General features: G+C 67.6%; 25 protein-coding genes. 20 read left to right on the forward strand and 5 right to left on the reverse strand.

Annotation, left to right across the window (positions count from 1 at the left end; all coding sequences use genetic code 11):
- The 11 genes from AC5Y5Z_RS04590 to AC5Y5Z_RS04640 all read left to right on the forward strand — a co-directional run bounded on the left by AC5Y5Z_RS04590 (position 1) and on the right by AC5Y5Z_RS04640 (position 11,242).
- Positions 1-750, forward strand: coding sequence for a rhomboid-like protein (locus tag AC5Y5Z_RS04590; RefSeq protein WP_499923645.1), 750 nt, complete (start codon positions 1-3; stop codon positions 748-750).
- A 9-nt stretch (positions 751-759) separates the two neighbouring features.
- Positions 760-2,178: an NAD(P)H-hydrate dehydratase gene (locus AC5Y5Z_RS04595; RefSeq protein WP_499923646.1), complete on the forward strand. Its 1,419-nt coding sequence runs from the start codon at positions 760-762 to the stop codon at positions 2,176-2,178.
- 21 nt (positions 2,179-2,199) lie between these two features.
- Positions 2,200-3,579: a glutamate decarboxylase gene (gene gad / locus AC5Y5Z_RS04600; protein ID WP_463825898.1), complete on the forward strand. Its 1,380-nt coding sequence runs from the start codon at positions 2,200-2,202 to the stop codon at positions 3,577-3,579.
- Between the two features lie 19 nt (positions 3,580-3,598).
- On the forward strand, positions 3,599-4,765 hold the full coding sequence (gene alr / locus AC5Y5Z_RS04605) for an alanine racemase (RefSeq protein ID WP_499923647.1): 1,167 nt from the start codon (positions 3,599-3,601) through the stop codon (positions 4,763-4,765).
- 41 nt (positions 4,766-4,806) lie between these two features.
- Positions 4,807-5,223, forward strand: a complete 417-nt coding sequence (gene tsaE, locus AC5Y5Z_RS04610; RefSeq protein ID WP_473139804.1) for a tRNA (adenosine(37)-N6)-threonylcarbamoyltransferase complex ATPase subunit type 1 TsaE — start codon at positions 4,807-4,809, stop codon at positions 5,221-5,223.
- Positions 5,220-5,840: a tRNA (adenosine(37)-N6)-threonylcarbamoyltransferase complex dimerization subunit type 1 TsaB gene (tsaB, locus tag AC5Y5Z_RS04615; RefSeq protein WP_463825900.1), complete on the forward strand. Its 621-nt coding sequence runs from the start codon at positions 5,220-5,222 to the stop codon at positions 5,838-5,840. The genes tsaE and tsaB overlap by 4 nt, the downstream gene beginning before the upstream one ends.
- Positions 5,837-6,295, forward strand: coding sequence for a ribosomal protein S18-alanine N-acetyltransferase (rimI, locus tag AC5Y5Z_RS04620; RefSeq protein ID WP_473139778.1), 459 nt, complete (start codon positions 5,837-5,839; stop codon positions 6,293-6,295). Before tsaB ends, rimI begins: the two co-directional genes overlap by 4 nt.
- A complete protein-coding gene (gene tsaD / locus AC5Y5Z_RS04625; protein WP_499923648.1) occupies positions 6,292-7,317 on the forward strand; it encodes a tRNA (adenosine(37)-N6)-threonylcarbamoyltransferase complex transferase subunit TsaD in 1,026 nt (341 codons plus the stop codon). Before rimI ends, tsaD begins: the two co-directional genes overlap by 4 nt.
- A gap of 253 nt (positions 7,318-7,570) precedes the next feature.
- A complete protein-coding gene (gene groES, locus AC5Y5Z_RS04630) occupies positions 7,571-7,873 on the forward strand; it encodes a co-chaperone GroES (protein WP_085250279.1) in 303 nt (100 codons plus the stop codon).
- Between the two features lie 139 nt (positions 7,874-8,012).
- Positions 8,013-9,641: a chaperonin GroEL gene (gene groL / locus AC5Y5Z_RS04635; protein WP_499923649.1), complete on the forward strand. Its 1,629-nt coding sequence runs from the start codon at positions 8,013-8,015 to the stop codon at positions 9,639-9,641.
- Positions 9,642-9,730: 89 nt separating this feature from the next.
- Positions 9,731-11,242, forward strand: a complete 1,512-nt coding sequence (locus tag AC5Y5Z_RS04640; RefSeq protein WP_499923650.1) for an adenylate/guanylate cyclase domain-containing protein — start codon at positions 9,731-9,733, stop codon at positions 11,240-11,242.
- Here AC5Y5Z_RS04640 and AC5Y5Z_RS04645 read toward each other — a convergent pair.
- The gene (locus tag AC5Y5Z_RS04645) at positions 11,224-11,736 is read right to left on the reverse strand and encodes a hypothetical protein (RefSeq protein WP_499923651.1); all 513 of its coding nucleotides are present in this window, start codon (positions 11,734-11,736) and stop codon (positions 11,224-11,226) included. The genes AC5Y5Z_RS04640 and AC5Y5Z_RS04645 overlap by 19 nt on opposite strands.
- 23 nt (positions 11,737-11,759) lie before the next feature.
- Complete coding sequence (locus tag AC5Y5Z_RS04650; protein WP_463825992.1) at positions 11,760-12,341, reverse strand: TetR/AcrR family transcriptional regulator; 582 nt, start codon at positions 12,339-12,341, stop codon at positions 11,760-11,762.
- Between the two features lie 139 nt (positions 12,342-12,480).
- Here AC5Y5Z_RS04650 and AC5Y5Z_RS04655 point away from each other — a divergent pair, with 139 nt between their 5' ends.
- Positions 12,481-13,428, forward strand: a complete 948-nt coding sequence (locus AC5Y5Z_RS04655; RefSeq protein WP_499923652.1) for an oxygenase MpaB family protein — start codon at positions 12,481-12,483, stop codon at positions 13,426-13,428.
- 229 nt (positions 13,429-13,657) lie between these two features.
- Here the strand turns inward: AC5Y5Z_RS04655 and AC5Y5Z_RS04660 are convergent, their stop codons facing one another.
- Positions 13,658-13,966 carry a WhiB family transcriptional regulator gene (locus AC5Y5Z_RS04660; protein ID WP_463825907.1) on the reverse strand — a complete coding sequence of 103 codons (309 nt, stop codon included), beginning with the start codon at positions 13,964-13,966 and terminating at the stop codon, positions 13,658-13,660.
- A 465-nt stretch (positions 13,967-14,431) separates the two neighbouring features.
- On the opposite strand from AC5Y5Z_RS04660, the gene AC5Y5Z_RS04665 reads away from it, so the two are divergent.
- The 3 genes from AC5Y5Z_RS04665 (at position 14,432) to AC5Y5Z_RS04675 (ending at position 16,850) form a co-directional block, all read left to right on the forward strand.
- Complete coding sequence (locus tag AC5Y5Z_RS04665; protein WP_499923653.1) at positions 14,432-15,301, forward strand: hypothetical protein; 870 nt, start codon at positions 14,432-14,434, stop codon at positions 15,299-15,301.
- An 81-nt stretch (positions 15,302-15,382) separates the two neighbouring features.
- Entirely contained in the window at positions 15,383-15,958 is a 576-nt protein-coding gene (gene sigD / locus AC5Y5Z_RS04670) for an ECF RNA polymerase sigma factor SigD (RefSeq protein WP_463825909.1), read from the forward strand.
- A complete protein-coding gene (locus AC5Y5Z_RS04675) occupies positions 15,951-16,850 on the forward strand; it encodes an anti-sigma-D factor RsdA (protein ID WP_463825910.1) in 900 nt (299 codons plus the stop codon). Before sigD ends, AC5Y5Z_RS04675 begins: the two co-directional genes overlap by 8 nt.
- Here AC5Y5Z_RS04675 and AC5Y5Z_RS04680 read toward each other — a convergent pair.
- Entirely contained in the window at positions 16,847-17,260 is a 414-nt protein-coding gene (locus tag AC5Y5Z_RS04680) for a DUF5319 domain-containing protein (protein ID WP_236981250.1), read from the reverse strand. The genes AC5Y5Z_RS04675 and AC5Y5Z_RS04680 overlap by 4 nt on opposite strands.
- A 165-nt stretch (positions 17,261-17,425) precedes the next feature.
- Between AC5Y5Z_RS04680 and guaB the strand changes: the two genes are divergently transcribed.
- The 3 genes from guaB to AC5Y5Z_RS04695 all read left to right on the forward strand — a co-directional run bounded on the left by guaB (position 17,426) and on the right by AC5Y5Z_RS04695 (position 21,955).
- Positions 17,426-19,015 carry an IMP dehydrogenase gene (gene guaB, locus AC5Y5Z_RS04685; RefSeq protein ID WP_463825911.1) on the forward strand — a complete coding sequence of 530 codons (1,590 nt, stop codon included), beginning with the start codon at positions 17,426-17,428 and terminating at the stop codon, positions 19,013-19,015.
- Positions 19,016-19,029: 14 nt separating this feature from the next.
- Complete coding sequence (locus AC5Y5Z_RS04690; protein ID WP_463825993.1) at positions 19,030-20,157, forward strand: GuaB3 family IMP dehydrogenase-related protein; 1,128 nt, start codon at positions 19,030-19,032, stop codon at positions 20,155-20,157.
- Positions 20,158-20,218: 61 nt separating this feature from the next.
- Positions 20,219-21,955 (forward strand): GMC oxidoreductase, encoded by a 1,737-nt coding sequence (locus AC5Y5Z_RS04695; RefSeq protein ID WP_463825912.1) that lies wholly within the window; start codon positions 20,219-20,221, stop codon positions 21,953-21,955.
- Here the strand turns inward: AC5Y5Z_RS04695 and AC5Y5Z_RS04700 are convergent, their stop codons facing one another.
- Positions 21,956-22,840 carry a TauD/TfdA dioxygenase family protein gene (locus AC5Y5Z_RS04700; RefSeq protein WP_499923654.1) on the reverse strand — a complete coding sequence of 295 codons (885 nt, stop codon included), beginning with the start codon at positions 22,838-22,840 and terminating at the stop codon, positions 21,956-21,958.
- A gap of 93 nt (positions 22,841-22,933) precedes the next feature.
- Between AC5Y5Z_RS04700 and AC5Y5Z_RS04705 the strand changes: the two genes are divergently transcribed.
- Both AC5Y5Z_RS04705 and AC5Y5Z_RS04710 read left to right on the forward strand, forming a co-directional pair.
- Entirely contained in the window at positions 22,934-23,503 is a 570-nt protein-coding gene (locus AC5Y5Z_RS04705; protein ID WP_463825914.1) for a TetR/AcrR family transcriptional regulator, read from the forward strand.
- A gap of 20 nt (positions 23,504-23,523) precedes the next feature.
- Positions 23,524-24,252 (forward strand): dTDP-4-amino-4,6-dideoxyglucose formyltransferase, encoded by a 729-nt coding sequence (locus tag AC5Y5Z_RS04710; RefSeq protein WP_499923682.1) that lies wholly within the window; start codon positions 23,524-23,526, stop codon positions 24,250-24,252.
- Positions 24,253-24,313: the final 61 nt, after the last annotated feature.

Consider the following 24,313-nt stretch of genomic DNA (forward strand, 5'->3'; position numbering starts at 1 on the left):
ATGGCATCAAAGTCGGCCTCGGTGCGGCTGCGCGCACTGGTTCGCGTGGTGTGGCACTACGTGATCAGCGCGCCGCTGACCTACGGCTGGCTGATGGCGCTGTCGGTCACCACGATCGTGCAACACCTGCTGACCGGCCACCAACTGCACTCCATACTCCTGCACCGCTACACCAACCTCCACGCCCTGGCCACCGATCCGCTGGGCGTGCTGTTCTCCAGTCTGTTCTGGATCGACGGCAGGAGCTTGGAACCGTACCTGCTGCTGTTCACCCTGTTCCTGGCACCGGCCGAGCGTTGGCTAGGTCAATTACGTTGGCTCACAGTGGGATTGACCGCCCACATCGTGGCCACGTACATCAGCGAAGGTCTGCTCTATCTGGCGATCCAGCTGAACGAGGCCTCGCAGCGGTCGGTGCGTGCGCACGATATCGGCGTCAGTTACTTCCTGGTTGGTGTGATGGGTGTGCTGACCTACCGGATCGCGCGGCCTTGGCGCTGGGGTTATCTAAGCGTGCTGCTGCTCATCTTCGGGTTCCCGGTGCTGCTGATGGACCGCATCGAGCTCAGTTTCACCGCCATCGGCCACTTCGCGGCGCTGCTGGTCGGACTGGCGTTCTACGCGATGGCCCGCGAACGCAAACGCGCCCCGTGGGATCCGGCCCAGGTCAGGGAATTCTTCCGGCGACGCCAGGCGGCGAATGAGGGCGCACGAGAGGTGCCGGCATCCCCGGATCGCCCGCGAACGTAACCTTGGTGCGTGCGGCACTACTATTCGGCTGACGCGATCCGCGCGGCCGAAGCGCCCTTGCTGGCCAGCCTGCCTGACGGTGCTCTGATGAAGCGCGCCGCGTATGGGCTGGCCACCGAAATCAGCCGGGAACTGACGGCCCGCACCGGCGGGGTGGCCGGTCGCCGCGTCTGCGCGATCGTCGGCTCCGGCGACAACGGGGGCGACGCGCTGTGGGCGGCGACCTTCCTGCGGCGACGCGGCGCAGCCGCCGAAGCGGTGCTGCTCAAGCCCGAACGTACCCACCGCAAGGGGCTGGCGGCGTTCCGCAAAGCCGGTGGCAAAATAGTCGAAAATATTTCTGCTGCAACCGATCTCGTCATCGACGGGGTGGTGGGCATCTCCGGTTCGGGCGCGTTGCGGCCGGATGCGGCGCGAGTATTCGCCGAGGCCGCACAGATCCCGGTCGTCGCCGTCGACATTCCCAGCGGCATCGACGGGGCCACCGGGGCGATCACCGGACCCGCCGTGCACGCCGCGCTCACGGTGACCTTCGGCGGGCTCAAACCGGTGCACGCGCTGGCCGACTGCGGCCGCGTCGCCCTGATCGACATCGGACTCGACCTGCCCGACACCGACGTGCGGGGTTTCGAAGCGACCGACGTGCTTGCGCGCTGGCCCATTCCCGGTGCCCGCGACGACAAGTACAGCCAAGGCGTCACCGGCATCATGGCCGGGTCCGCCACCTATCCGGGTGCCGCCGTGCTCTGCACAGGTGCGGCCGTCGCCGCCACCTCGGGCATGGTCCGTTACGCCGGCAGCGCCAATCACGAGGTGCTCGCGCACTGGCCGGAGGTGATCGCCACCTCCACCCCGGCCGCCGCCGGACGGGTGCAGGCGTGGGTGGTCGGGCCGGGTCTGGGCACCTCCGAACCGGAGGCGGCCGGGGCGTTGTGGTTCGCACTCGATACCGACCTGCCGGTGCTGGTGGACGCCGACGGGCTGACCATGCTGGCCGCCCACCCCGACCTGGTGGCCAACCGCACAGCCCCGACGGTGCTGACCCCACACGCCGGCGAGTTCGCCCGGTTGGCCGGGGCGCCCCCGGGCGAGGACCGGGTGGGTGCGGTGCGCAAACTCGCCGACGCGTTCGGCGCCACCGTGCTGCTCAAAGGCAACGTCACCGTCATCGCGGACCCCGGCGGTCAGGTTTACCTGAACCCGGCCGGGGAGTCCTGGGCGGCCACCGCCGGATCCGGTGACGTGCTGTCCGGGATCATCGGGGCGCTGCTGGCGTCGGGATTGGCACCGGCCGAGGCAGCCGCGGCCGGGGCTTTCGTGCACACCCGGGCGGCGGCGCTGTCGGCCGGCGACCCGGGACCGGGTGACGCACCCACGTCGGCGTCGCGAATTCTGCATCACATCCGGGCCGCGCTGGCCTCCCTGTAGTACCCGACGAAAGGTCCCGCCGTGCCCCATCCGCCCGTGCCCGCCCATTCGATCGCTCCGGCCTACACCGGCCGGCTGTTCACCGCGCCGGTGCCGGCGCTGCGGTTGCCCGAGGAGTCGATGGACCCCGAGGCCGCCTACCGCTTCATCCACGACGAGCTGATGCTCGACGGCAGCTCGCGGCTGAACCTGGCCACCTTCGTCACCACCTGGATGGATCCCGAGGCCGGCAAGCTGATGGCCGAGACCTTCGACAAAAACATGATCGACAAGGACGAATATCCGGCGACGGCAGCCATCGAGCAACGTTGCGTGTGCATGGTCGCCGACCTGTTCCACGCCGACAACCTGCGCGATGACGACCCCAACAGCGCGGTCGGGGTGTCCACCATCGGGTCCAGCGAGGCGGTGATGCTGGGTGGGCTGGCCTTGAAATGGCGGTGGCGGGCCAAGGTCGGCAAGGACTGGCGCAAGCGCACCCCGAACCTGGTGATGGGTTCCAACGTGCAGGTGGTGTGGGAGAAGTTCTGTCGCTACTTCGACGTCGAGCCGCGTTATCTGCCGATGGAGGAGGGGCGCTACGTCATCACCCCGGAGCAGGTGATCGACGCCGTCGACGAGGACACCATCGGGGTGGTCGCGATCCTGGGCACCACCTACACCGGGGAATTGGAGCCGGTCGCGGAGATCTGTGCGGCGCTGGACAAGCTGGCCGCCGGTGGTGGTGTGGACGTGCCGGTGCACGTGGACGCCGCCAGTGGCGGCTTCGTGGTGCCCTTCCTGCATCCCGAGCTGAAGTGGGATTTCCGGCTGCCCAGAGTGGTCTCGATCAATGTCAGCGGCCACAAATACGGCCTGACCTATCCCGGCATCGGGTTCGTGGTGTGGCGCAGCGCCGAGCACCTGCCCGAGGACCTGGTGTTCCGGGTGAATTATCTCGGCGGCGACATGCCGACGTTCACGCTGAACTTCTCCCGGCCGGGCAATCAGGTGGTCGGCCAGTACTACAACTTCCTGCGGCTGGGTCGCGACGGATACACCAAAGTCATGCAGTCGTTGTCGGCGACGGCCCGCTGGCTGGGCGAGCAGCTGCGGGTCGGGGAACACGCCGAGCTGATCTCCGACGGCACGGCGATCCCGGTCGTCGCGTTCCGGTTGGCCAAGGACCGCGGCTACACCGAGTTCGACGTCTCGCACGAGCTGCGCACGTTCGGCTGGCAGGTGCCGGCCTACACGATGCCGGACAACGCCACCAACGTGTCCGTGCTGCGCATCGTGGTACGGGAGGGGCTGTCCGCCGACCTGGCACGCTCCCTGCACGACGACGCCGTCACCGCGCTGGGCAATCTGGACAAGCTCAAGCCGGGCGGGCACTACGAGGCCGAGCACTTCGCGCACTAGGGATCGCACGTTTGGGACAATGGCGTCCGTGGCCGCATCTCCGACCTCCCTGACGCCGGGTCTCCTCGCCGAGGCCGTCGTCGACCTGGGTGCCATCCAGCACAACGTGGCAGTGTTACGCGAGCATGCGGGTAATGCGCAGGTCATGGCGGTCGTCAAAGCCGACGGTTATGGCCATGGCGCCACCCGGGTCGCGTATGCCGCGCAGGCTGCCGGAGCCACCGAACTCGGCGTCGCCACCGTCGACGAGGCGCTGGCGCTGCGCGCCGACGGCGTCGCCGGACCGATTCTGGCGTGGCTGCATCCGCCCGGCCTCGATTTCGGGCCGGCGCTGGCCGCTGACGTGGAGATCGCGGTGTCCTCGGCGGCCCAATTCGCGGGACTGCTCGACGCGGTGCGCCGCACCGGTACGCCGGCCACCGTCACCGTCAAGGTGGACACCGGACTGAACCGCAACGGCGTGGCCCCGGCCGAATATCCGGCGCTGCTGACCGCGTTGCGCCAGGCCGTGGCCGACGAGCAGATCCGGGCGCGGGGGCTGATGTCGCACCTGGTGTACGCCGACGCCCCCGATGAGGCGATCAACGACGTGCAGGCGCAGCGGTTCCGCGACATGCTGGCCTACGCCCGCGAGCAACTGGTGCACTTCGAGGTGGCGCACCTGTCGAACTCGTCGGCAACTATGGTCCGACCCGACCTGACGTTCGACCTGGTGCGACCGGGTATCGCGGTGTACGGCCTGAGCCCGGTGCCGGCGCTGGGCGACCTGGGCCTGGTCCCGGCGATGACAGTGAAATGCCCGGTGGCGCTGGTGAAGTCGGTCAAGGCGGGGGAGGGCGTGTCCTACGGGCACACCTGGATAGCGCCGCGTGACACCAACCTCGCGCTGCTGCCGATCGGCTACGCCGACGGGGTGATCCGGTCGCTGGGCAATCGCCTGGAGGTGTCGATCAACGGGCGTCGTCGGCCCGGGGTGGGACGGATCTGCATGGACCAGTTCGTCGTCGACCTCGGCCCGGGCCGGCCCGATGTCACCGAAGGCGACGAGGCGATCGTCTTCGGACCCGGCGCCGACGGCGAGCCCACCGCGCAGGACTGGGCCGACCTGGTCGGCACCATCCATTACGAGGTGGTCACCGGCATCCGGGGACGCATCATCCGCAGCTACCGCGAGGCGGCAGCTTGACTTCTTCCGGCACCGCCACCTTGGAGCGGCCCGAAGACACCATGGCGCTGGGGTCCCGGCTCGGTGCAGCGCTGCGGGCCGGTGACGTGGTGGTGCTCTCCGGGCCGTTGGGTGCTGGAAAAACGGTGCTGGCCAAGGGAATTGCCGAGGTGCTGGACGTCGACGGTCCGGTGACCTCGCCGACCTTCGTGCTGGCGCGGGTACACCCGGCGCGGACGGCGGGCAAGCCGGCGATGATCCACGTGGACGTCTACCGGCTGCTGGACACCCCGGGTGCCGACCTGCTCGCGGAGCTCGATTCACTGGACCTCGACACCGATCTCGAGGATGCCGTCGTGGTGGTGGAGTGGGGTGAGGGGCTGGTGGAACGGCTGGCCGAGCGTCACCTCGACATCCGGCTGGAGCGCATCACCCATTCCGACGTGCGGATCGCGACCTGGGAGTGGGTCCGCACATGATCGTCCTGACTCTGGACACCTCCACCCCCGCGGTCACCGCCGGAGTGGTCCGCGTGGACGGCCTCGTCACGCTGGCCGAGCGGGTTACCGTCGACCCCCGCGCGCACGCCGAACGCCTGACACCCAATGTCGTTGCAGCACTTAATGATACGGGCCTGACCATGGGGGACCTGGCTGCGGTGGTGGTGGGCTGCGGGCCCGGGCCGTTCACCGGGTTGCGGGCCGGGATGGCCACCGCCGCCGCCTACGGCCACGCGCTGGACATCCCGGTGCACGGGGTGTGCAGTCTGGACGCGATCGGCACGTTGACGACGGGCGAGACGCTGGTGGTCACCGATGCCCGCCGGCGCGAGGTCTACTGGGCGCGGTACCGCGACGGGGTGCGTACCGACGGACCGGACGTCGCCGCGCCCGCTGACGTGGCGCCCGGCCCGGCGCGTGCGGTTGCCGGCTCACCGGAGCACGCGGCGCTGTTCGGGTTACCGGTGATCGAGCCCGTCTACCCGTCGCCGGCCGGGCTGGCGCGCGCCGTCGACGACTGGTCCGCCGAACCTGCGCCGCTGGTGGCCCTGTACCTGCGCCGCCCCGACGCCAAGCCGTTGGCGGCCCGCGGATGATCGCCGACATCGTGCTGGGACCGTTGGTCCGCGCCGACGCCCGCCGCTGTGCCGAACTGGAGGCGCTGCTGTTCGACGGCGACGACCCATGGCCGGCCGTCGCGTTCGAGCGGGAACTGGCCAGCAAGACCAACCACTATGTCGCCGCGCGCAGCGGCGACACGCTGGTCGGCTATGCCGGGATCACCCGGCTGGGCCGGGTGCGCCCGTTCGAGTACGAAGTGCACACCATCGGCGTGGACCCGGCTTATCAGGGGCGCGGGATCGGGCGCAGGTTGCTCGACGACCTGCTGGACTACGCCGACGGCGGGGTGGTCTATCTGGAGGTCCGCACCGACAACGAGGCGGCGCTCGAGTTGTATCGCAGCGCGGGATTCCACCAGATCGGCGTGCGCAAGCGCTACTACCGGGTCAGCGGTGCCGATGCCTACACGATGCGGAGAGACGCCCGGTGACAGTCATTCTGGCCATCGAAACCTCCTGCGACGAAACGGGTGTGGGGATCGCCCGACTGCACCCCGACGGCACGGTGGACCTGCTGGCCGACGAGGTCGCCTCCAGCGTCGACGAGCACGTGCGGTTCGGCGGGGTGGTTCCCGAGATCGCATCCCGCGCGCATCTGGAAGCTCTCGGGCCGGCGATGCGCCGCGCACTGGCCACCGCGGGGGTGCGCAAACCCGACATCGTCGCGGCCACCATCGGTCCCGGGCTGGCGGGTGCGCTGCTGGTGGGAGTTGCTGCGGCCAAAGCGTATTCGGCCGCGTGGGGGGTGCCGTTCTACGCCGTCAACCACCTGGGCGGGCACCTGGCCGCTGATGTCTACGAGCACGGTCCGCTGCCCGAGTCAGTGGCCCTGCTGGTGTCCGGGGGGCACACCCACCTGCTGCACGTGCGTTCGCTCGGCGAACCCATCGTCGAGTTGGGCAGCACCGTCGACGACGCCGCGGGTGAGGCCTACGACAAAGTGGCGCGGCTGCTGGGGCTGGGTTATCCGGGCGGCCGGGCGCTCGACGAGTTGGCCCGCACCGGGGACCCGGCCGCGGTGGTGTTTCCGCGCGGCATGACCGGCCCGCGTGACGATCCCTATGCGTTCAGCTTCTCTGGTCTCAAGACGGCCGTCGCCCGCTACGTGGAGAGCACTCCCGACTTCGTCGCCGCGGATGTGGCCGCGGGATTTCAGGAAGCGGTGGCCGACGTGTTGACCCGTAAGGCGGTGCGGGCGGCCGGCGAGCTGGGCGTGTCGACGCTGCTGATCGCCGGGGGCGTGGCGGCCAACTCGCGGCTGCGCGAGCTGGCCACCCGGCGTTGCGCGGCCGCTGGTCTGACGCTGCGGATCCCGCGCCCACGGTTGTGTACCGACAACGGGGCGATGATCGCCTCCTTCGCCGCGCATCTGGTGGCCGCGGGTGCGTTGCCTTCGCCGCTGGACGCAGCCAGTGACCCGGGGTTGCCGGTGGTCCAGGGTCAGGTCGGCTGATGTTCGCTCAGCGCGGACACGCCGATCGGCAAGAAGCACCGGGGTGCCCTTGAGTGCTAGCACTCTCGCGTATAGAGTGCTAGGCGGCAGTCGGACAGCCCTTGTGTCGGCACCCGCGACGACGGCGCATGGACAACGGACGAAGGCCGTTTCACCTGGTAATTCGGACGGTTCGGGCACCCCCCGGACCGACCGCCAACTCTGGCCGGGGCGACGAGTCCCGGACCCGATTCGAATAGTGGAGGCTCCAATCGTGGCGAAGGTCAACATCAAGCCACTCGAGGACAAGATTCTCGTACAGGCCAACGAGGCCGAGACCACGACCGCGTCCGGTCTGGTCATTCCCGACACCGCCAAGGAGAAGCCCCAAGAGGGCACCGTCGTCGCAGTCGGCCCCGGCCGGTGGGACGAGGACGGCGAAAAGCGGATCCCGCTCGACGTCTCCGAGGGTGACACCGTGATTTACAGCAAGTACGGCGGCACCGAGATCAAGTACGGCGGCGAGGAGTACCTCATCCTGTCGGCACGCGACGTGCTGGCTGTCGTTTCCAAGTAAGACACCGTGTCCCGCCCCGGCGATCGCTGTGCTGTTTCGCACGGGCGATTTCCGGGGCGGCACGCGTTACGCAGTTTGACTTGCCCGGCTCCCTCAGCAGGCCTCGCGGCCCGCATCGTCGCCGGGCGGAAGGAGCCTGATGAGCAAGATCATTGAGTACGACGCGACCGCGCGTCGCGCCATGGAGGCGGGCGTGAACAAGCTCGCCGACGCGGTCAAGGTCACGTTGGGCCCCGGCGGCCGCCACGTGGTGCTGGCCAAAGCCTTCGGCGGGCCGCAGGTGACCAACGACGGCGTCACCGTCGCCCGCGAGATTGACCTGGAAGACCCGTTCGAAAACCTGGGCGCCCAGTTGGTGAAGTCGGTGGCCACCAAGACCAACGACGTCGCCGGCGACGGCACCACCACCGCGACCGTGCTGGCTCAGGCGCTGGTCAAAGGCGGCCTGCGCCTGGTTGCCGCCGGTGCCAACCCGATAGCGCTGGGGTCGGGCATCTCCAAGGCCGCCGACGCGGTCTCCGAGGCGTTGCTGGCCGCGGCCACCCCGGTGTCCGGCAAGGACGCCATCGCTCAGGTGGCGACCGTCTCGTCGCGCGACGAGCAGCTCGGCGAGTTGGTCGGCGAGGCGATGACCAAGGTCGGCGCCGACGGCGTCGTCAGCGTCGAGGAATCCTCCACGCTGAACACCGAGCTGGAGTTCACCGAGGGCGTGGGCTTCGACAAGGGTTTCCTGTCGGCCTACTTCGTCACCGACTTCGACTCCCAGGAAGCCGTGCTGGACGACCCGCTGATCCTGTTGCACCAGGACAAGATCAGCTCGCTGCCCGACCTGCTGCCGGTGCTGGAGAAGGTCGCCGAAGCGGGCAAGCCGCTGGTGATCATCGCCGAGGACGTCGAGGGCGAGGCGCTGGCCACACTGGTGGTCAACTCCATCCGCAAGACGCTCAAGGCGGTCGCGGTCAAGGCGCCGTACTTCGGCGACCGTCGCAAGGCCTTCCTGCAGGACCTGGCGATCGTGACCGGCGGCGAGGTGGTCAACCCCGACACCGGTCTGCTGCTGCGCGAGGTCGGCCTCGACGTGCTGGGCACCGCGCGGCGCGTGGTGGTCAACAAAGACGACACCGTCATCGTCGACGGCGGCGGAACCAAGGACGCGGTCGCCAACCGTATCAAGCACCTGCGGGCCGAGATCGAGGCCAGCGACTCCGATTGGGACCGGGAGAAGCTGCAGGAGCGGCTGGCCAAGCTGGCCGGCGGCGTGGCGGTGATCAAGGTCGGTGCAGCCACCGAGACGGCTCTGAAGGAGCGCAAGGAAAGCGTCGAGGACGCGGTGGCCGCGGCCAAGGCCGCTGTCGAAGAAGGCATCGTCGCCGGCGGTGGCTCGGCGCTGATCCAGGCCCGCCACGTGCTCTCCTCGCTGCGCGACGAGCTCAGCGATGACGAGAAACTGGGTGTCGACGTGTTCTCCCAGGCGCTGGCCGCCCCGCTGTTCTGGATCGCCACCAATGCCGGGCTCGATGGCGCGGTCGCGGTCAACAAGGTCAGCGAGCTGCCCAACGGGCAGGGCCTGAACGCCGCGAGCCGCACCTACGGCGATCTCGCGGCCGACGGCATCGTCGACCCGGTCAAGGTGACCCGCTCGGCGGTACTCAACGCGTCCTCGGTGGCCCGGATGGTGCTGTCCACCGAGACCGCGGTCGTCGAGAAGCCGGCCGAGGCCGCCGACGACGGCCACGGCCACGGCCACGGCCACGGACACCACCACTAGCGCGAACAGACGCAAAAGCTCCCGACACGCTGAGCGTGCGGGAGCTTTTGCGTCTTTCTCGTGCGCGCCGGGCCGTCTAGTCTCGCGCAATGGACCGCATCCTGCAGGCGGCGTGGGACCGCCACGGCGCACGGTACTCATGGGTGCTGGCCGGATTGGTTGTGGCGCTGGCTCTCCCGATCTACCTGCTGCTGGCCTTTGTCATCGTGGCCTTCGAGAAGTCCACCCGGTACCTGGAAGCGGCCGGACTCACCGTGATCGCCGTGCTCATCCTGGTCTGCCTGCTGGGTCCACCCGGCCGGGGCATCTGGCGGGATGTCGAGCGCCAAGCCGCCGGATCCGAAATCGATCGCGCTGCAACGTTGCAGGCCACCTACGACTGGGGCCGCAAAGCGCCACTGCGGTGGGTGATCGTCAATGCGATTCTGGCCGCAGCGATGTCGGCGACGGTGGGAACCGTCGCCGGTGCCAGTCCGTCCAGACTGGTTCAGTATGCGATCGTGGGCGCCACCATTCAGGGTCCGTGCCAGTTGATCGGCGTGCACAGTCTGGTAGTGGCGGTGATGCGACCGGTACGTGTCGCCCTGATCGGTGGCACCGGCATCGGCGACTCGCTGCCGCGTTCCCGGCCGACCTTCGCCACCTGGTCGCAGATATCCATGCTCGGCGTGGCACTGGCGTTCGCGATCGAAAGCGCAATGCTGACAGCCATATTCGACGGAGCGCACCAACCGCCGCTGCTGTGGGTCGGGGTCGGTTGCGCGTTGATGCTCGGCATCGGAGTGCCGTTGACGGTGGGCGCCGCTTTCGCTCCGTCACTGCGGCCCATCGGAGAACTCGCCGACGGCACCAAACGTGTTGCAGCCGGCGACTTCAGCCGGCGGTTGCCAGTGGTGCAAGACGACGACCTTGGCACGCTGGCAGCGTCGTTCAACCACATGCAAGCGGGATTGGCTGAGCGTCAACGACTTCAGGGTGCATTCGGCACCTACGTAGACCCCACACTTGCGGCGCGACTGCTCGAGCAGGGCGACGATGTCTTCTCCGGTGAGCGCCGCGAAGTGACGGTGATGTTCATCGACATCCGCGACTTCACCTCGTTCGCCGACGCGAATACCGCCGAGGACACCGTCATTCGACTCAATGCACTGTTCGAACTGGTCGTACCCGCCGTGGTCGACGCCGGCGGGCACGTCAACAAGTTCCTCGGCGACGGTGCGTTGGCAGTCTTCAACGCCCCCAACGATCTTGCCGATCATGCCGATGCAGCGGTTTCCGCCGCGGTGCTGATCCAGGATCTCGTCGGCGACCGGTTCGGCGCCGAGCTACGGATCGGCATCGGGATCAACACCGGCGAGGTCATCGCCGGCACCATCGGAGGTGGCGGAAAACTTGAATTCACCCTGATCGGTGACACCGTCAATGTCGCAGCTCGCGTCGAACAACTCACTAAAATCACCGGCGACGCAATCCTTCTCACCGGTCAGACCGCCGAGGCCCTGACTTCGCGACCGCCCGAACTGACCGACCGCGGATCGCACGCGGTGAAGGGAAAATCAACCACCATCAGGATTTTCGGGCTCTACCGCGGCGTCGGCTGAATGAACAACAGGTGGAACGCGCCGGGTTGGGCGTCATCCGGGGCGAACCGGACCATCAAGGTGTTCGGCGGAAACTGACCGGCCAGATCGTTCAGGGTTCTGGGCAGGAACGCCTTGGCCTTGGCGTTGGCATACCAGTTGGGGTCGGAGGGGTCGACGCTGAGGTTCGCCACCCTGTCGATCGCATCGTCCCACTGCTGCACGGCGGCCGGTCGCGCACCTCCGAAGCCCGCCGACTTGTGGTAGGCATCCGCCTGTCCCGCATAGGTAATCACCGCTCCGCCGCCGACCGGTGTTCCGGTGATGGTTCCGTTGCCGGCATCGGCCGTGACCGACACGAGTCGGGCGGTGCACACGTTGTCGACGACGCTGGGCGGCACGCAGAATTCCGGCAGCGGGGCAGCGTGTGCACGGGCGACGTCAAGCCCGCCCGGCAGCAGGACGGTCGCGGCGGCGGAGATCGCGGCCAGCATTCGGACGTGGACGTTCGGCATTGAAGGGTCCTTTCTTGACGGGCTCAGGTGCTCATCGTCTTATCCCGCCCGCCGACCAGCAATCCGGTGGAGGCGAACTTCAATCCGGCCCGCAATTCCTCCAATCGGATCGGGTCGTCGGACTCGATGTAGCGCAGCGTGGTCGCAACCGCCATGTTGAAGAAAAGCCAGGCCAACGCACTCGGACTCAACTCGTCCCGGTATTGGCTGCGGTAATGATTCATGTGCAGCGTGGACATCGCGAGCAGCGTGGCGTTGAGCCCGGAAACGTTGTCGAAGGTGCGGACGTGATCGGGACGTTCGGCGAGGTAGCGGATCAGCCGGCGGTTGGCGATGGTGAAGTCGATCAGGATGTCGATCGAGGACTCCATTGCCGATTCCGGCTGATCGAGCGTGATCGCCCGGAGCATGGCCTCGATCGCGGGTGACTGCTCGCCAACCAGCTGTTCGATCGCCGCGTTGATTATCTGTTCTTTGTTCTCGAAGTACTGATAGATCGATCCCTTACTGACCCCGGCCTGGTCGGCGATCAGATTGGTGGTGATCTGTTCGGGTGCGTGGACGCGCAGCAGCGACGCCGTGGCCGACACTATTTTTGCGACCATCTCGCGGGAGCGCAGCTGTTGTGGCGCCTTGCGACGCGCTGAACTCGGCTTTGTAGCGCTCACGAGCAGTCCTTACGCGACTTGAATGCGACCTGACGGTCATATTAGCGTTGTTGTGGGACTTGACAAGGGGGAACTTATGACTGCCGTGACGGAACAGGTCGTCCAACAGCATGCCGGAGATTCAGGGGAAATCGAGCTCGTCCCGCCGGACTCGCTGACTGCCGAGCACACCGGGCGGTGGACGTTCCTCATTCTCGAGGGCGCCGCGTTCATGATGCAGGCCATGCATCCGGTGATCGCCGAAATCACCGGCCGATACTCGGCTGCGTTCCACGGTGACCCGGGCGGACGCGCGATTCGCTCCGTCGACTCGGTGCTGCGCTGGACCTACGGCGGCACCGAGGCCAGGGCCGAGGGTGACCGGGTGCGCGCCATGCACCAGCCGATCACGATGAAGAGCGCGACAACCGGTAAGCAGATCAGCGCGCTGAACCCCGAGGCCTACCAGTGGGTGATTGCCACGGGTTACATCGTCAATGCTCAGGCCGGCCGGCTGCTGATCGGCCGGGAATTCACTGACGCGCAGAAGCAGGAATTGCTGCGCGACAACCGCCGGCTGGCCCGCCTGCTGCACGTGCCGATGCGGGGTTATCCCGAGACGCAACAGGAGATGACCGACTATTTCGAGGCGATGATCGACACGCTGCAGGGCACGCCGCAGGCGCTGCAGTTGATGCACGATCTGCAGGCCGGCAAGGTCGACCTGCCGCCGGCCTTCCCGAAAGCGTTGGCTCCCTTGGCAAGAGCGTCGGTGCTGCCTGCGATCCGGCTCAACTACCTCTCGATCGTGGGGTTGCTGGATCCTCGGCTGCGCGAGAAGCTCGGCGTCACCTGGAGTGCGAAGGAGGAGCGCCAGCTCTCGCGGCGTTACACCGCGATCCGCACCGCCTACCGTGTGCTGCCCGACCGGCTCACCTATTTCCCGCTGGCGTATCACGCCCGCAAGCACCACCAGTGCCTGGAGAAGATGAAGCAACGTCAGCAGAAGTCGTTCGCGTACCAGCTCCCCGACGCCACCGGATAGCCCCGACCGGTCCCGATAGGCTGCCGGCGTGAAGCGAGTCGCAGCGCTTGCCGCGGCGGGGATTGCCGCACTGGCGGCATTCGCGCGAAAGTCTGCCGCGCTCAAGGACTTTGACGCGGGCGCCCGCGAGCACCTGCGGTAGCGGCTGCAGGCCGGCCGCGAGCAAAACGCAGGCCCGGAGGCGTAATGCACCCCGGGCCTGCGTCGTCTTGCTGCGAATAGGCCGCGATCAGGCCGTGCGGCGGATCCCGCGTCCCCGTCCGATCGAACCCTTGAGCAGCATGTCGCGCTCAGACTCCGAGAGGCCACCCCACACGCCGTAGGGCTCGCCGACGTCCAGGGCGTGGGTGCGGCACTCGTCAATCACCGGGCAACGCCGGCACATCTCCTTGGCGCGCTGCTCACGCTGCATGCGTGCGCGACCCCGCTCGCCGTCCGGGTGGAAGAACATCGACGAGTCGACCCCGCGGCACAATCCCTGCAGTTGCCAGTTCCAGATGTCGGCGTTGGGCCCGGGTAGCTGTTCCGGCTGTGGCATTGCTGATTCCCTCCTGCACGGCCCATGTCTCAGCGGGGCCAGACCCGTGGATAGCGCGAGTTGTGCAACTGAATTGGCAGTGGCGTCACCGATGACTACACCGAACAGGGTAGACGCTAGGTGGGCTATCGAATTTCCGTCAATAGGCGCGGGATGTGGCGAAAAACGCCTCTTTAGAAGCAGATTTAACTCCGCGTTCATCTGTCTACCTATTGACGACGGCTAGATGTGCTAAACGGGTCGGGTCGGTATCGTATTTTCCCAGCTCAGCGTGCCGTCGTGGCCGACCCGTAATTGGCAGAGAACCGGGTTTGAGTAATATTCCGGTAACCCGCAGAGCACAAACTTTTTACCCACGCGGCGCAACTATCACGGTGATTGAAACTCGTTGCAGTTCGGCGGCGCTGCGCCGGTGCCATCGCCCCCCGTCGGGGGTCGTCGTCGGGCACTGGTGACAATTGCGCCATGGAAACAGCCGGGACTGCGGGCAGTGCCACAGGCGGGACCTCTGCCGCGACCGACGTTGCCGCGACGCTGGCCGATGCGGCGTTCGGCAACCGGCCCGGCACCTGGCCGTTGCCGGCGGCGACGAACTCCCACGAGTTGTGGCTGCGTGCCGTTGCCGCCGGCGGCCAGGGCCGGTACGGCAGCGCCTACGCCGACCTGGCGCTACTGCGCCGCCGGGTAACACGCGGACCGCTGGCTTCGCTGGCGCACAGCACCCAGGGGTCGTTCCTGCGGCAATTGGGTTGGCACACGCTGGCGCGCGGCTGGGACGGTCGCGCCGTCGCTCTGGCCGGTGACGACCCCGAGGCGCGCGCCGACGCTTTGATCGGGCTGGCAGCCGACGCATTGGGGGTCGGCCGCTTCGGTGTGGCGGCGACGTTGCTATCCCGTGCGGACGCCGCGCTGCGGGGAGCCGAGATGGCGGCCCACACGTCCGACCGGCTCGCGGTGCGCCGCGGCTGGGTGGGTGCAGAGCTTGCCATGGCCTCCGGCGACGGCAAGACGGCGGTGGCTCGCGCCGAGAGCGCCGTCGTCAAAGCCGGGCAGATGACGGGCGCCTCGGCACGCCACCGCATCAAGAGCGACGTGGTCCTGGCGGCCGCGCTGTGCAGCGCCGGCGACGTCGAGGCGGCCCGCACCGTCGCCGAGGCCGCGCTGCGGGCCAGCGAACCCCTCGGCCTGGTACCGCTGCGCTGGGCGCTGGCTTGCTTGCTGATCGATACCGGAAGCGTCACGGTTGAAGAACAGGGGCTGTCTGAACTCGTCGAAATCCGGGATATTTGCGCAGGTGAGGTACAACGCGCCGGGGGGGCCTGGCGTCACGCCTGACATTCCTGCCCGCCCGTGATTGTCGATCAGCGAGTTAGCCCGGGATGTAGCCCGTCCGTGACTTTGGAGAAACCACCGTCGATGACAATGCAAGGGGAACGTCTCGACGCCGTGGTCGTAGAGGCCGCAGCCGGGGACCGGAATGCGCTTCGGGAGGTGCTGGAGACCATCCGTCCAATCGTCGTCCGATACTGCCGCGCGCGGGTCGGCACCGTCGAGCGGAGCGGGTTGTCGGCGGACGACGTGGCTCAGGAGGTGTGCTTGGCCACCATAACGGCGCTACCGCGCTACCGAGACCGAGGCCGCCCATTCCTGGCCTTCCTGTACGGCATCGCGGCCCACAAGGTCGCCGACGCCCATCGCGCAGCGGGCCGCGATCTGGCCTATCCAGCCGAAGAGGTACCCGAACGCCGTTCCCATGACGCCGGTCCCGAACAACGGGCCATCGAAGCCGATTCGGTCACCCGGATGAACGAACTGCTGGAAATTCTTCCGGCCAAACAACGCGAAATCCTGATTCTGCGCGTTGTGGTCGGGCTGAGCGCCGAAGAGACGGCCGCTGCTGTCGGCAGCACCACCGGAGCGGTCCGGGTGGCTCAGCACCGCGCCCTTCAACGGTTGAAGGACGAAATCGTCGCGGCAGGTGATTATGCGTAACTACAGATCCGACTTCAGCCGAGGTGACCGGCCCGCCCTGGACGCGGTGGCACAGACCGACCTGCTGCTGGACGCCTTGGCCGCCCGCACCGAGGCGGGAGTCGAGGACTTCGAATGCCTCGAAGACGAGGCCTTGGTCGAATTGCTGGGCGAGTGGCGCGATGACCTGCGGTGGCCGCCGGCCAGCGCGCTGGTCTCCCAGGACGAAGCCGAAGCGGCGCTGCGGCACGGAATCCTGGAGCGCCGCGGGGGCCGGCGCGGACTGGCCGCGGTCGGTTCGGTGGCCGCAACGCTATTGGCGCTCAGCGGGTTCGGGGCGGTAATCGCCGACGCCAAACCCGGCGACCTGCTGTACGGGCTGCACGCCATGATGTTCAACGAGCCCAGGGTCAGCGATGACCAGATCGCGCTGTCCGCCAAGGCTGATCTGGCCAAGGCCGAACAGATGATCGCCGAGGGCCAGTGGGACCAGGCGCAGACCCAGCTGGCCGAAGTCAGCAGCACATTGCGCGGCGTCAATGACGGCAGCCGCAGGCAGGGATTGTTGGCCGAGCTGGACCAGCTCAACACCAAGGTCGAACAACGTGCCCCGAAGGCCTCCCGGCCCGCGTCGCCGCCGGCCAACTCGCCGACGCCGATCCCGACTACGACGCCACAGCCCACCACGACCGCGCCGGTGCCGTCGTCCACACCGACCGCGACCGTGCCGACGACAACCGCGCCGACGACGACCGTGCCGACGACGACTGTGCCGACGACGACTGTGCCGGCTCCGGTGACCAGCACGCCACCGTCACCGACCGACAACCCGACGCCGTCGTCGAAAACGCGGCATCGGCATCGGCACTCAACGACACCAAGTGAAATTCCGGACCCGCCGACGACACCCTAGAGGTGGCGGCGGAAACCGTCGGCGTCTGACGTCGCCTCGTTGAGCGAGGCATCGGCATAACCGCGGCAGTAATCCCACGTGACGTAGGCGTCCGGTTCGGGGTCGTACGCCGGCTCATGCGGGCGGACGGTGCCGTCGATGAGCAGTTGCAGCAGGTTGGCACGCAGCATGTCCCAGTCGTGGTAGTGATCCTGCTGACATTCGTCGCAGCACACCACGAGTCCGCGAATCCCCTTGTGCGCCAGCAGTGCTTCATACACCGCCAGGTCGGCCAGGTCCGCCTCGACGGCCATCCGCTCTTGTTGATCGAGAGGTTGACCGGGCTCTACGGCCTCCAGCGCCGCCGACGGGTCCAACGGGTCGTCGGCAAAGGGATCGGGCGGCAAACCCGGCGGAAGGTGGTCGCGCACTCCCACAGCCTACGCAGCAGGGCAGGGATTACGCCAGAAATTACCGAGGCGTGCCGCGCGGCCACCAGCTGGTGGTGCGCCACGCAGATGCCGTGAGCCGGGCGGGGTCCAAGAGCCGATAGGATGAGCCTTTCCACCCAAGCATGCATTTGGAGGGCCTTGCCGATGTCCCGTGGCATGTCCGGCCTCGAAGACAGTTCCGACCTGGTCGGAAGCCCCTACGTGCGGGTTGGCGGTCTGGCCGGGGACTCGGTGCCGACCGGTGGTGACGACCCGCACAAGATCGCGATGCTCGGGCTGACCTTCGACGACGTCCTGCTGCTGCCGGCGGCCTCCGACGTGGTGCCCGGCACCGCCGACACCGCCAGCCAGCTCACCAAGAAGATCCGGCTCAAGGTGCCGCTGGTCAGTTCCGCGATGGACACCGTCACCGAGTCGCGTATGGCCATTGCGATGGCCCGCGCCGGTGGCATGGGCGTGCTGCACCGCAACCTGCCGGTCGCTGAACAGGCCGGTCAGGTCGAGATGGTCAAGCGGTCCGAGGCCGGCATGGTCACCGACCCCGTCACGTGCCGGCCCGACAACACGTTGGCGCAGGTCGACGCGCTGTGTGCCCGGTTCCGGATATCCGGCCTGCCTGTCGTCAACGACGACGGCGCCCTGGTCGGGATCATCACCAACCGGGACATGCGGTTCGAGGTGGATCAGAACAAACAGGTCGCTGAGGTGATGACCAAGTCCCCGCTGATCACCGCCCAGGAGGGCGTCAGCGCGTCCGCGGCGCTTGGCCTGTTGCGCCGCAACAAGATCGAGAAGCTGCCCATCGTCGACGGCCACGGCCGGCTGACCGGGCTGATCACCGTCAAGGACTTCGTCAAGACCGAACAACACCCGTTGGCCACCAAGGACAGCGACGGCCGACTGCTGGTGGGCGCGGCGGTGGGCGTCGGCGGGGACGCCTGGGTGCGGGCGATGATGCTGGTGGACGCCGGGGTCGACGTGCTGGTGGTCGACACCGCGCACGCGCACAACCGGCTGGTGCTGGACATGGTCAACAAGCTCAAGCTCGAGGTGGGCGACCGGGTGGAAGTGGTAGGCGGCAACGTCGCCACCCGATCGGCGGCCGCAGCGCTGGTCGATGCCGGTGCCGACGCGGTGAAGGTGGGCGTGGGGCCGGGCTCGATCTGCACCACCCGGGTGGTGGCCGGCGTCGGCGCGCCACAAATCACGGCGATTCTGGAGGCGGTCGCGGTGTGCTCACCCGCCGGCGTCCCGGTCATCGCCGACGGCGGGCTGCAGTACTCCGGCGATATCGCCAAGGCGCTGGCCGCCGGCGCGTCGACGGCGATGCTGGGCTCGCTGCTGGCCGGAACCGCCGAGGCTCCCGGTGACCTGATTTTCGTCAACGGCAAGCAGTACAAGAGTTACCGGGGCATGGGGTCGCTGGGCGCCATGCAGGGACGCGGTGGCGGTAAGTCCTACTCCAAGGACCGTTATTTCGCCGACGACGCACTGTCCGAGGACAAGTTGGTACCCGAAGGCATCGAGGGTCGGGTGCCGTTCCGCGGCCCGCTGGGCTCGGTCATCCATCAGCTCACCGGTGGCTTGCGGGCGGCGATGGGCTACACCGGCTCGCCCAGCATCGAGGTGCTGCAGCAGGCGCAGTTCGTCCGGATCACGCCGGCGGGACTGAAGGAAAGCCATCCGCACGACGTCGCCATGACGGTCGAAGCCCCCAACTACTACGCGCGGTGAGCAGCGAACAGGCCATGGTCGAGATCGGCATGGGCCGCAACGCCCGTCGTACCTATGAACTCAGTGAGATCAACATCGTGCCGTCGCGGCGCACGCGTTCGTCGCAGGACGTGTCCACGGCGTGGCAGCTGGACGCGTACCGGTTCGAGATCCCGGTCCTGGCGCACCCGACCGACGCGCTGGTGTCCCCGGAGTTCGCCATCGAGCTGGGCCGGCTCGGCGGTCTGGGAGTGCTCAACGGGGAAGGGCTGATCGGGCGGCACGCCGACGTGCCGGCCAAGATCGCGCAGCTGGTGGAGGCTGCCAGCAAGGAGCCCGAACCGGCCGCGGCGATCCGGCTGCTGCAGGAACTGCACGCCGCGCCGCTGGATCCGGACCTGCTCGGCGCGGCGGTGGCCCGCATCCGCGAAGCCGGAGTGACGACGGCGGTACGGGTCAGCCCGCAGAACGCCCAGGCGCTGACGCCGGTGCTGGTGCAGGCCGGCATCGACCTGCTGGTCATCCAGGGCACCATCGTCTCGGCCGAGCGCGTGGCCCGCGACGGCGAACCGTTGAACCTCAAGAGCTTCATCTCCGAACTCGACATCCCGGTGGTCGCCGGGGGCGTGCAGGACCACCGCACCGCATTGCACCTGATGCGTACCGGTGCGGCCGGCGTGATCGTCGGCTACGGCGCGACCAGGGGAGTGACCACCACCGATGAGGTGCTGGGCATCAGCGTGTCGATGGCAACCGCGATCGCCGATGCGGCTGCCGCGCGGCGCGAATATCTCGACGAGACCGGCGGGCGCTACGTGCACGTGCTGGCCGACGGCGACATCCACAACTCCGGTGAGCTGGCCAAGGCGATCGCGTGCGGCGCTGACGCCGTGGTGCTGGGCACTCCGCTGTCCGAGGCCGCCGAGGCGCTGGGTGAGGGCTGGTTCTGGCCGTCGGCCGCCGCGCATCCGTCGCTGCCGCGTGGGGCGTTGCTGCAGATCGCCCTGGGCGAACGCCCGCCGCTGGAACGGGTCCTCAACGGACCGTCGGACGACCCGTTCGGCACCCTGAATCTGGTTGGTGGGTTGCGCCGCGCGATGGCCAAAGCCGGCTACTGCGACCTCAAGGAGTTCCAGAAGGTCGGTCTGACGGTGGCCGGCTGACCGCCCCCACTTAGGGGTGGCTTACTGGCTACGTCTGTGTAAAGCCGGTCATACTGCAGCAATGAAGCCGGATTACGACGTCCTCATCATCGGTTCGGGTTTCGGCGGCAGCGTCAGCGCGTTACGCCTCACCGAGAAGGGGTACCGGGTGGGCGTGCTGGAGGCCGGCCGCCGCTACGAAGACGACCAGTTCGCCAAAACCTCCTGGGACCTGCGCAAGTTCCTGTGGGCGCCCCGGTTGGGGTGCTACGGCATTCAGCGCATCCACCCTCTGAAAAACGTGCTGATCCTGGCCGGCGCCGGGGTGGGCGGGGGTTCGCTGAACTACGCCAACACCCTGTACATCCCGCCGGACCCGTTCTTCAACGACCAGCAGTGGAAACACATCACCGACTGGCGCGACGAACTGATGCCGCACTACCAGCAGGCCCAACGGATGCTGGGCGTGGTCTACAACCCGACCTTCACCGACGCCGACCGGATCGTCAAAGAAGTCGCCGACGAGATGGGGTGCGGCGACACCTGGGTGCCCACCCCGGTCGGGGTGTTCTTCGGTCCGGACGGGGAGAAGGCGCCGGGCGTGACGGTGCCCGACCCATTCTTCGGGGGTGCCGGGCCGGCCCGCACCGGATGCCTGGAGTGCGGATGCTGCATGACCGGTTGCCGGCACGGGGCCAAGAACACGTTGCTGAAGAACTATCTCGCGTTGGCCGAATCGGCTGGCACCGAAGTGATTCCGATGACGACGGTGAAAGGTTTCGAGCAACGCCCCGACGGGTTGTGGGAAGTCAAGACCGTCCGCACCGGCAGCTGGCTGCGCCGGGACCGCCGCACCTACACCGCGGAGCACCTGATCTTGGCGGCCGGCACCTGGGGCACCCAGCATCTGCTGTTCAACATGCGCGACAAGGGCAAACTGCCCAAGCTGTCCGACCGGCTGGGGGTGCTCACCCGGACCAACTCCGAGTCGATCGTCGGCGCGGCGACCTTGACGGTGAACCCGGACCTGGATCTGACGCACGGCGTGGCGATCACGTCGTCGATCCACCCGACGGCGGACACCCACGTCGAGCCGGTCCGCTACGGCAAGGGCTCCAACGCGATGGGGTTGCTGCAGACGTTGATGACCGACGGCAGCGGACCCGAGGGCACCGATGTACCGCGCTGGCGCCAGCTGCTGGACCAGGCCCGCGAGGATCCGCGCAGGATGTTGCGGCTGCTCTATCCCAAGGAGTGGAGTGAGCGCACCATGATCGCCTTGGTGATGCAGCACTTGGACAACTCGATCACCACGTTCACCAAGCGCGGCAAGCTCGGTATTCGCTGGTTCTCCAGCAAGCAGGGCCACGGCGAGCCGAACCCCAGCTGGATTCCGGTGGGCAACGAGGTGACCCGGCGCATCGCCGAGAAGATCGACGGGGTGGCGGGCGGTACCTGGGGCGAGTTGTTCAACATCCCGCTCACCGCCCACTTCCTGGGCGGTGCGGCGATCGGCGACAGCCCCGCCAACGGTGTCATCGACCCCTATCACCGCGTCTACGGTTACCCGACGATGTACGTCGTCGACGGGGCGGCGATCTCGGCGAATCTGGGCGTCAACCCGTCGTTGTCGATCACCGCACAGGCTGAGCGGGCGGCGTCGCTGTGGCCGAACAAGGGCCAGCAGGACCTGCGGCCACTGCAGGGCGACGACTACCGGCGCTTGGACCCGATCGAGCCGGAGCACCCGGTGGTGCCCGCCGATGCGCCCGGCGCGCTGCGCTGGTTGCCGATCGAGCCGGTCGGCAAGACGGGCTGACTAACCAGCCAAAGCCAACGGTGCACCGTTGAGCACCCGACTGCGTTGCCCGTGCACGTCGACGGGCACGTCGCCCATCAGGGTGACCCGGTGCATCAGCCGGTACTGGTCGTCGTAGTCGTCGACGGCTCGGTGCTGGGTGGCCCGGTTGTCCCAGATGGCTACGTCGCCGGGGGCCCAGTTCCACCGAATGGTGTTCTCGGGCATGGTGATTCGCCGCTGCAGCAGCTCGAACAGCGCGCTCGACTCCTGGCTGTCCAGGTCGACGAAGCGGCGCACGAAGTCGCCCGCGACCAGGGTGCGTTCACCGGTCTCGGGATGTACCCGCACCACCGGGTGCTCGGTCTGGAAATCGGGTGCTTCGAACACCTGCCGGAACGCTCGTTGGGCGTCGCTCAGTGCAGTCTGCACGTAGTCGTAGCGGTTGGTGTGCAGCGCCCACAGGTTGTCGACCAGACACTTCAGCGGTTGCGGCAACTCGGAGTACGCGGTGGCGGTATTGGCCCACAGTGTCGACCCGCCGTAGTCGGGCAGCGTGACCGCGCGCAGGATCGAGGCCGCCGGGTAGTTGGCCGCGAAGGTGACGTCGGTGTGCCAGCGGTTGGCCTTGCCGAACTCGGAGTTGATCGGCGTGATCACCGGCGCGTCGGCTGCGAAGGCGGCGGCCGCAGGGTGGCCGATCGGGGTGCCCAGCAGTGCCGCGAACTCCAGCTGCCCCTGATCGTCGAGGTGGTGCTGGTCGCGGAAGAAGATCACTTTGTGGGTCAGCAGCGCGGCGCGGATCTGTGCCACGGCGCCGGGGGTGAGGTCGCCGTCGAGGCGCACGTCGCTGATCTCGGCGCCGATGCGGCTGCCCAGCTTCTGCACGGTCATTTGGTTCGTCATGGTCGTCCTTTGGTGGAAATGTTGTAGTCAACTGACTACGTAATGCTGAGTGTAGTCAAGTGACTACGGCCCTGCAAGGTTTAATGTAGACGGGTGACTACGCGGGCGGCCGGGCCGGAGCGCGGCGGCATTCCCACGGGCCGGGAAGAGGTCGCGGCGGCGGTGCTGCAAGCGGCGGCCGATCTGTTCGCCGAGCGCGGTCCGGCCGCGACCTCGATCCGTGACATCGCTGCCCGGTCAAAGGTCAACCACGGGTTGGTTTTTCGCCACTTCGGGGCCAAAGACCAATTGGTCAGTGCCGTGCTGGACTACCTGGGCGCAGACCTGACCAGGCTGCTGCAGGCTCAGGCGCCCCCGGCGGACATCGAACGCGCTCTCGACCGTCAGACCCGGGTGTGGGCGCGCACCCTGCTCGACGGGTATCAGGCCGAGCAGTTGCAGATGCGATTTCCCAACGTCGCACCACTGCTCGACCACGCGCTGAGTCGGCACGACGAGGAATCGGACGCACGGTTGGGTGTCGCCAATGCCCTTGCCCTGCAATTAGGTTGGCGGCTTTTCGAACCGATGCTGCGCTCGGCCACCGGACTCGAGGACCTCCCCGACGCCGATCTGCGGCAATCGGTGACCGCCGAGTCCGCGCGGTTGATCGAACCGCACTGACGTACGGTAGGCGGGTGGCGATGGCTTCGGGGGGTGCCAGGCTGAGCGGCGACGTCCGGACGCTGATTCTGACCGACAACGTCCACGCCCACGCGGTGGCGGTGGAATTACAACGACGCCACCCCGGTATCGACGTGTTCCAGTCGCAGCATGGCCGGTTGCCCGGCGTTGAGCGACTGAATGTGGTGGACCAGGCCAACGACGTCGTCGACCGGTACGACCTGTTGCTTTCCCTGCACTGCAAACAGAAGTTCCCTGCCGACTTGATCGAGCGGATCAGGTGTGTGAACGTGCACCCGGGTCTCAATCCCTACAACCGCGGTTGGTACCCGCAGGTGTTCTCGCTGATCAATGGGTTGCCAGTCGGCGTCACCATGCACGAGATCGACGAGGAATTGGACCACGGCCCGATCATTGCCCAACAGGAATGCAAGATCGAACCGTGGGATACCTCGGGCACGGTCTACGCCCGACTGATGGACATCGAGCGAGAGTTGGTGCTTGAGCACTTCGGCGCTGTCCGCGACGGTAGCTATCAGACCACGCCGCCGCCGGTCGAAGGCAACCTCAATTACAAGAAGGACTTCGAAAGCCTCCGGCAGTTGGACCTGGCCGAGGAGGGCACCTTCGGCGATCTTCTGAACCGCCTGCGTGCGTTGACCCACGATGAGTTCCGCAATGCGTGGTTTCTCGACGGGTCGGGTCGCAAGGTGTACGTTCGCGTCGTTCTCGAACCCGAGCATCTCTGACGCAGCGCTGCAGACCCGGCCGGCGCGGCAGCATTATGTTAGCCTTCCCTAATTTGCCGTG

Source organism: Mycobacterium sp. NGS29, assembly GCF_059812965.1.

Bases quoted from the DNA above. Each gene is read 5' to 3' on its own strand.
- AC5Y5Z_RS04590 (WP_499923645.1), top strand. From the start codon at position 1: ATGGCATCAAAGTCGGCCTCGGTGCGGCTGCGCGCACTGGTTCGCGTG.
- alr (WP_499923647.1), top strand. From the start codon at position 3,599: ATGGCGTCCGTGGCCGCATCTCCGACCTCCCTGACGCCGGGTCTCCTC.
- tsaE (WP_473139804.1), top strand. From the start codon at position 4,807: ATGGCGCTGGGGTCCCGGCTCGGTGCAGCGCTGCGGGCCGGTGACGTG.
- tsaB (WP_463825900.1), top strand. From the start codon at position 5,220: ATGATCGTCCTGACTCTGGACACCTCCACCCCCGCGGTCACCGCCGGA.
- rimI (WP_473139778.1), top strand. From the start codon at position 5,837: ATGATCGCCGACATCGTGCTGGGACCGTTGGTCCGCGCCGACGCCCGC.
- groL (WP_499923649.1), top strand. From the start codon at position 8,013: ATGAGCAAGATCATTGAGTACGACGCGACCGCGCGTCGCGCCATGGAG.
- AC5Y5Z_RS04640 (WP_499923650.1), top strand. From the start codon at position 9,731: ATGGACCGCATCCTGCAGGCGGCGTGGGACCGCCACGGCGCACGGTAC.
- AC5Y5Z_RS04645 (WP_499923651.1), bottom strand. From the start codon at position 11,736: ATGCCGAACGTCCACGTCCGAATGCTGGCCGCGATCTCCGCCGCCGCG.
- AC5Y5Z_RS04650 (WP_463825992.1), bottom strand. From the start codon at position 12,341: ATGGTCGCAAAAATAGTGTCGGCCACGGCGTCGCTGCTGCGCGTCCAC.
- AC5Y5Z_RS04655 (WP_499923652.1), top strand. From the start codon at position 12,481: ATGACTGCCGTGACGGAACAGGTCGTCCAACAGCATGCCGGAGATTCA.
- AC5Y5Z_RS04660 (WP_463825907.1), bottom strand. From the start codon at position 13,966: ATGCCACAGCCGGAACAGCTACCCGGGCCCAACGCCGACATCTGGAAC.
- AC5Y5Z_RS04665 (WP_499923653.1), top strand. From the start codon at position 14,432: ATGGAAACAGCCGGGACTGCGGGCAGTGCCACAGGCGGGACCTCTGCC.
- sigD (WP_463825909.1), top strand. From the start codon at position 15,383: ATGACAATGCAAGGGGAACGTCTCGACGCCGTGGTCGTAGAGGCCGCA.
- AC5Y5Z_RS04675 (WP_463825910.1), top strand. From the start codon at position 15,951: ATGCGTAACTACAGATCCGACTTCAGCCGAGGTGACCGGCCCGCCCTG.
- guaB (WP_463825911.1), top strand. From the start codon at position 17,426: ATGTCCCGTGGCATGTCCGGCCTCGAAGACAGTTCCGACCTGGTCGGA.
- AC5Y5Z_RS04690 (WP_463825993.1), top strand. From the start codon at position 19,030: ATGGTCGAGATCGGCATGGGCCGCAACGCCCGTCGTACCTATGAACTC.
- AC5Y5Z_RS04695 (WP_463825912.1), top strand. From the start codon at position 20,219: ATGAAGCCGGATTACGACGTCCTCATCATCGGTTCGGGTTTCGGCGGC.
- AC5Y5Z_RS04700 (WP_499923654.1), bottom strand. From the start codon at position 22,840: ATGACGAACCAAATGACCGTGCAGAAGCTGGGCAGCCGCATCGGCGCC.
- AC5Y5Z_RS04710 (WP_499923682.1), top strand. From the start codon at position 23,524: ATGGCTTCGGGGGGTGCCAGGCTGAGCGGCGACGTCCGGACGCTGATT.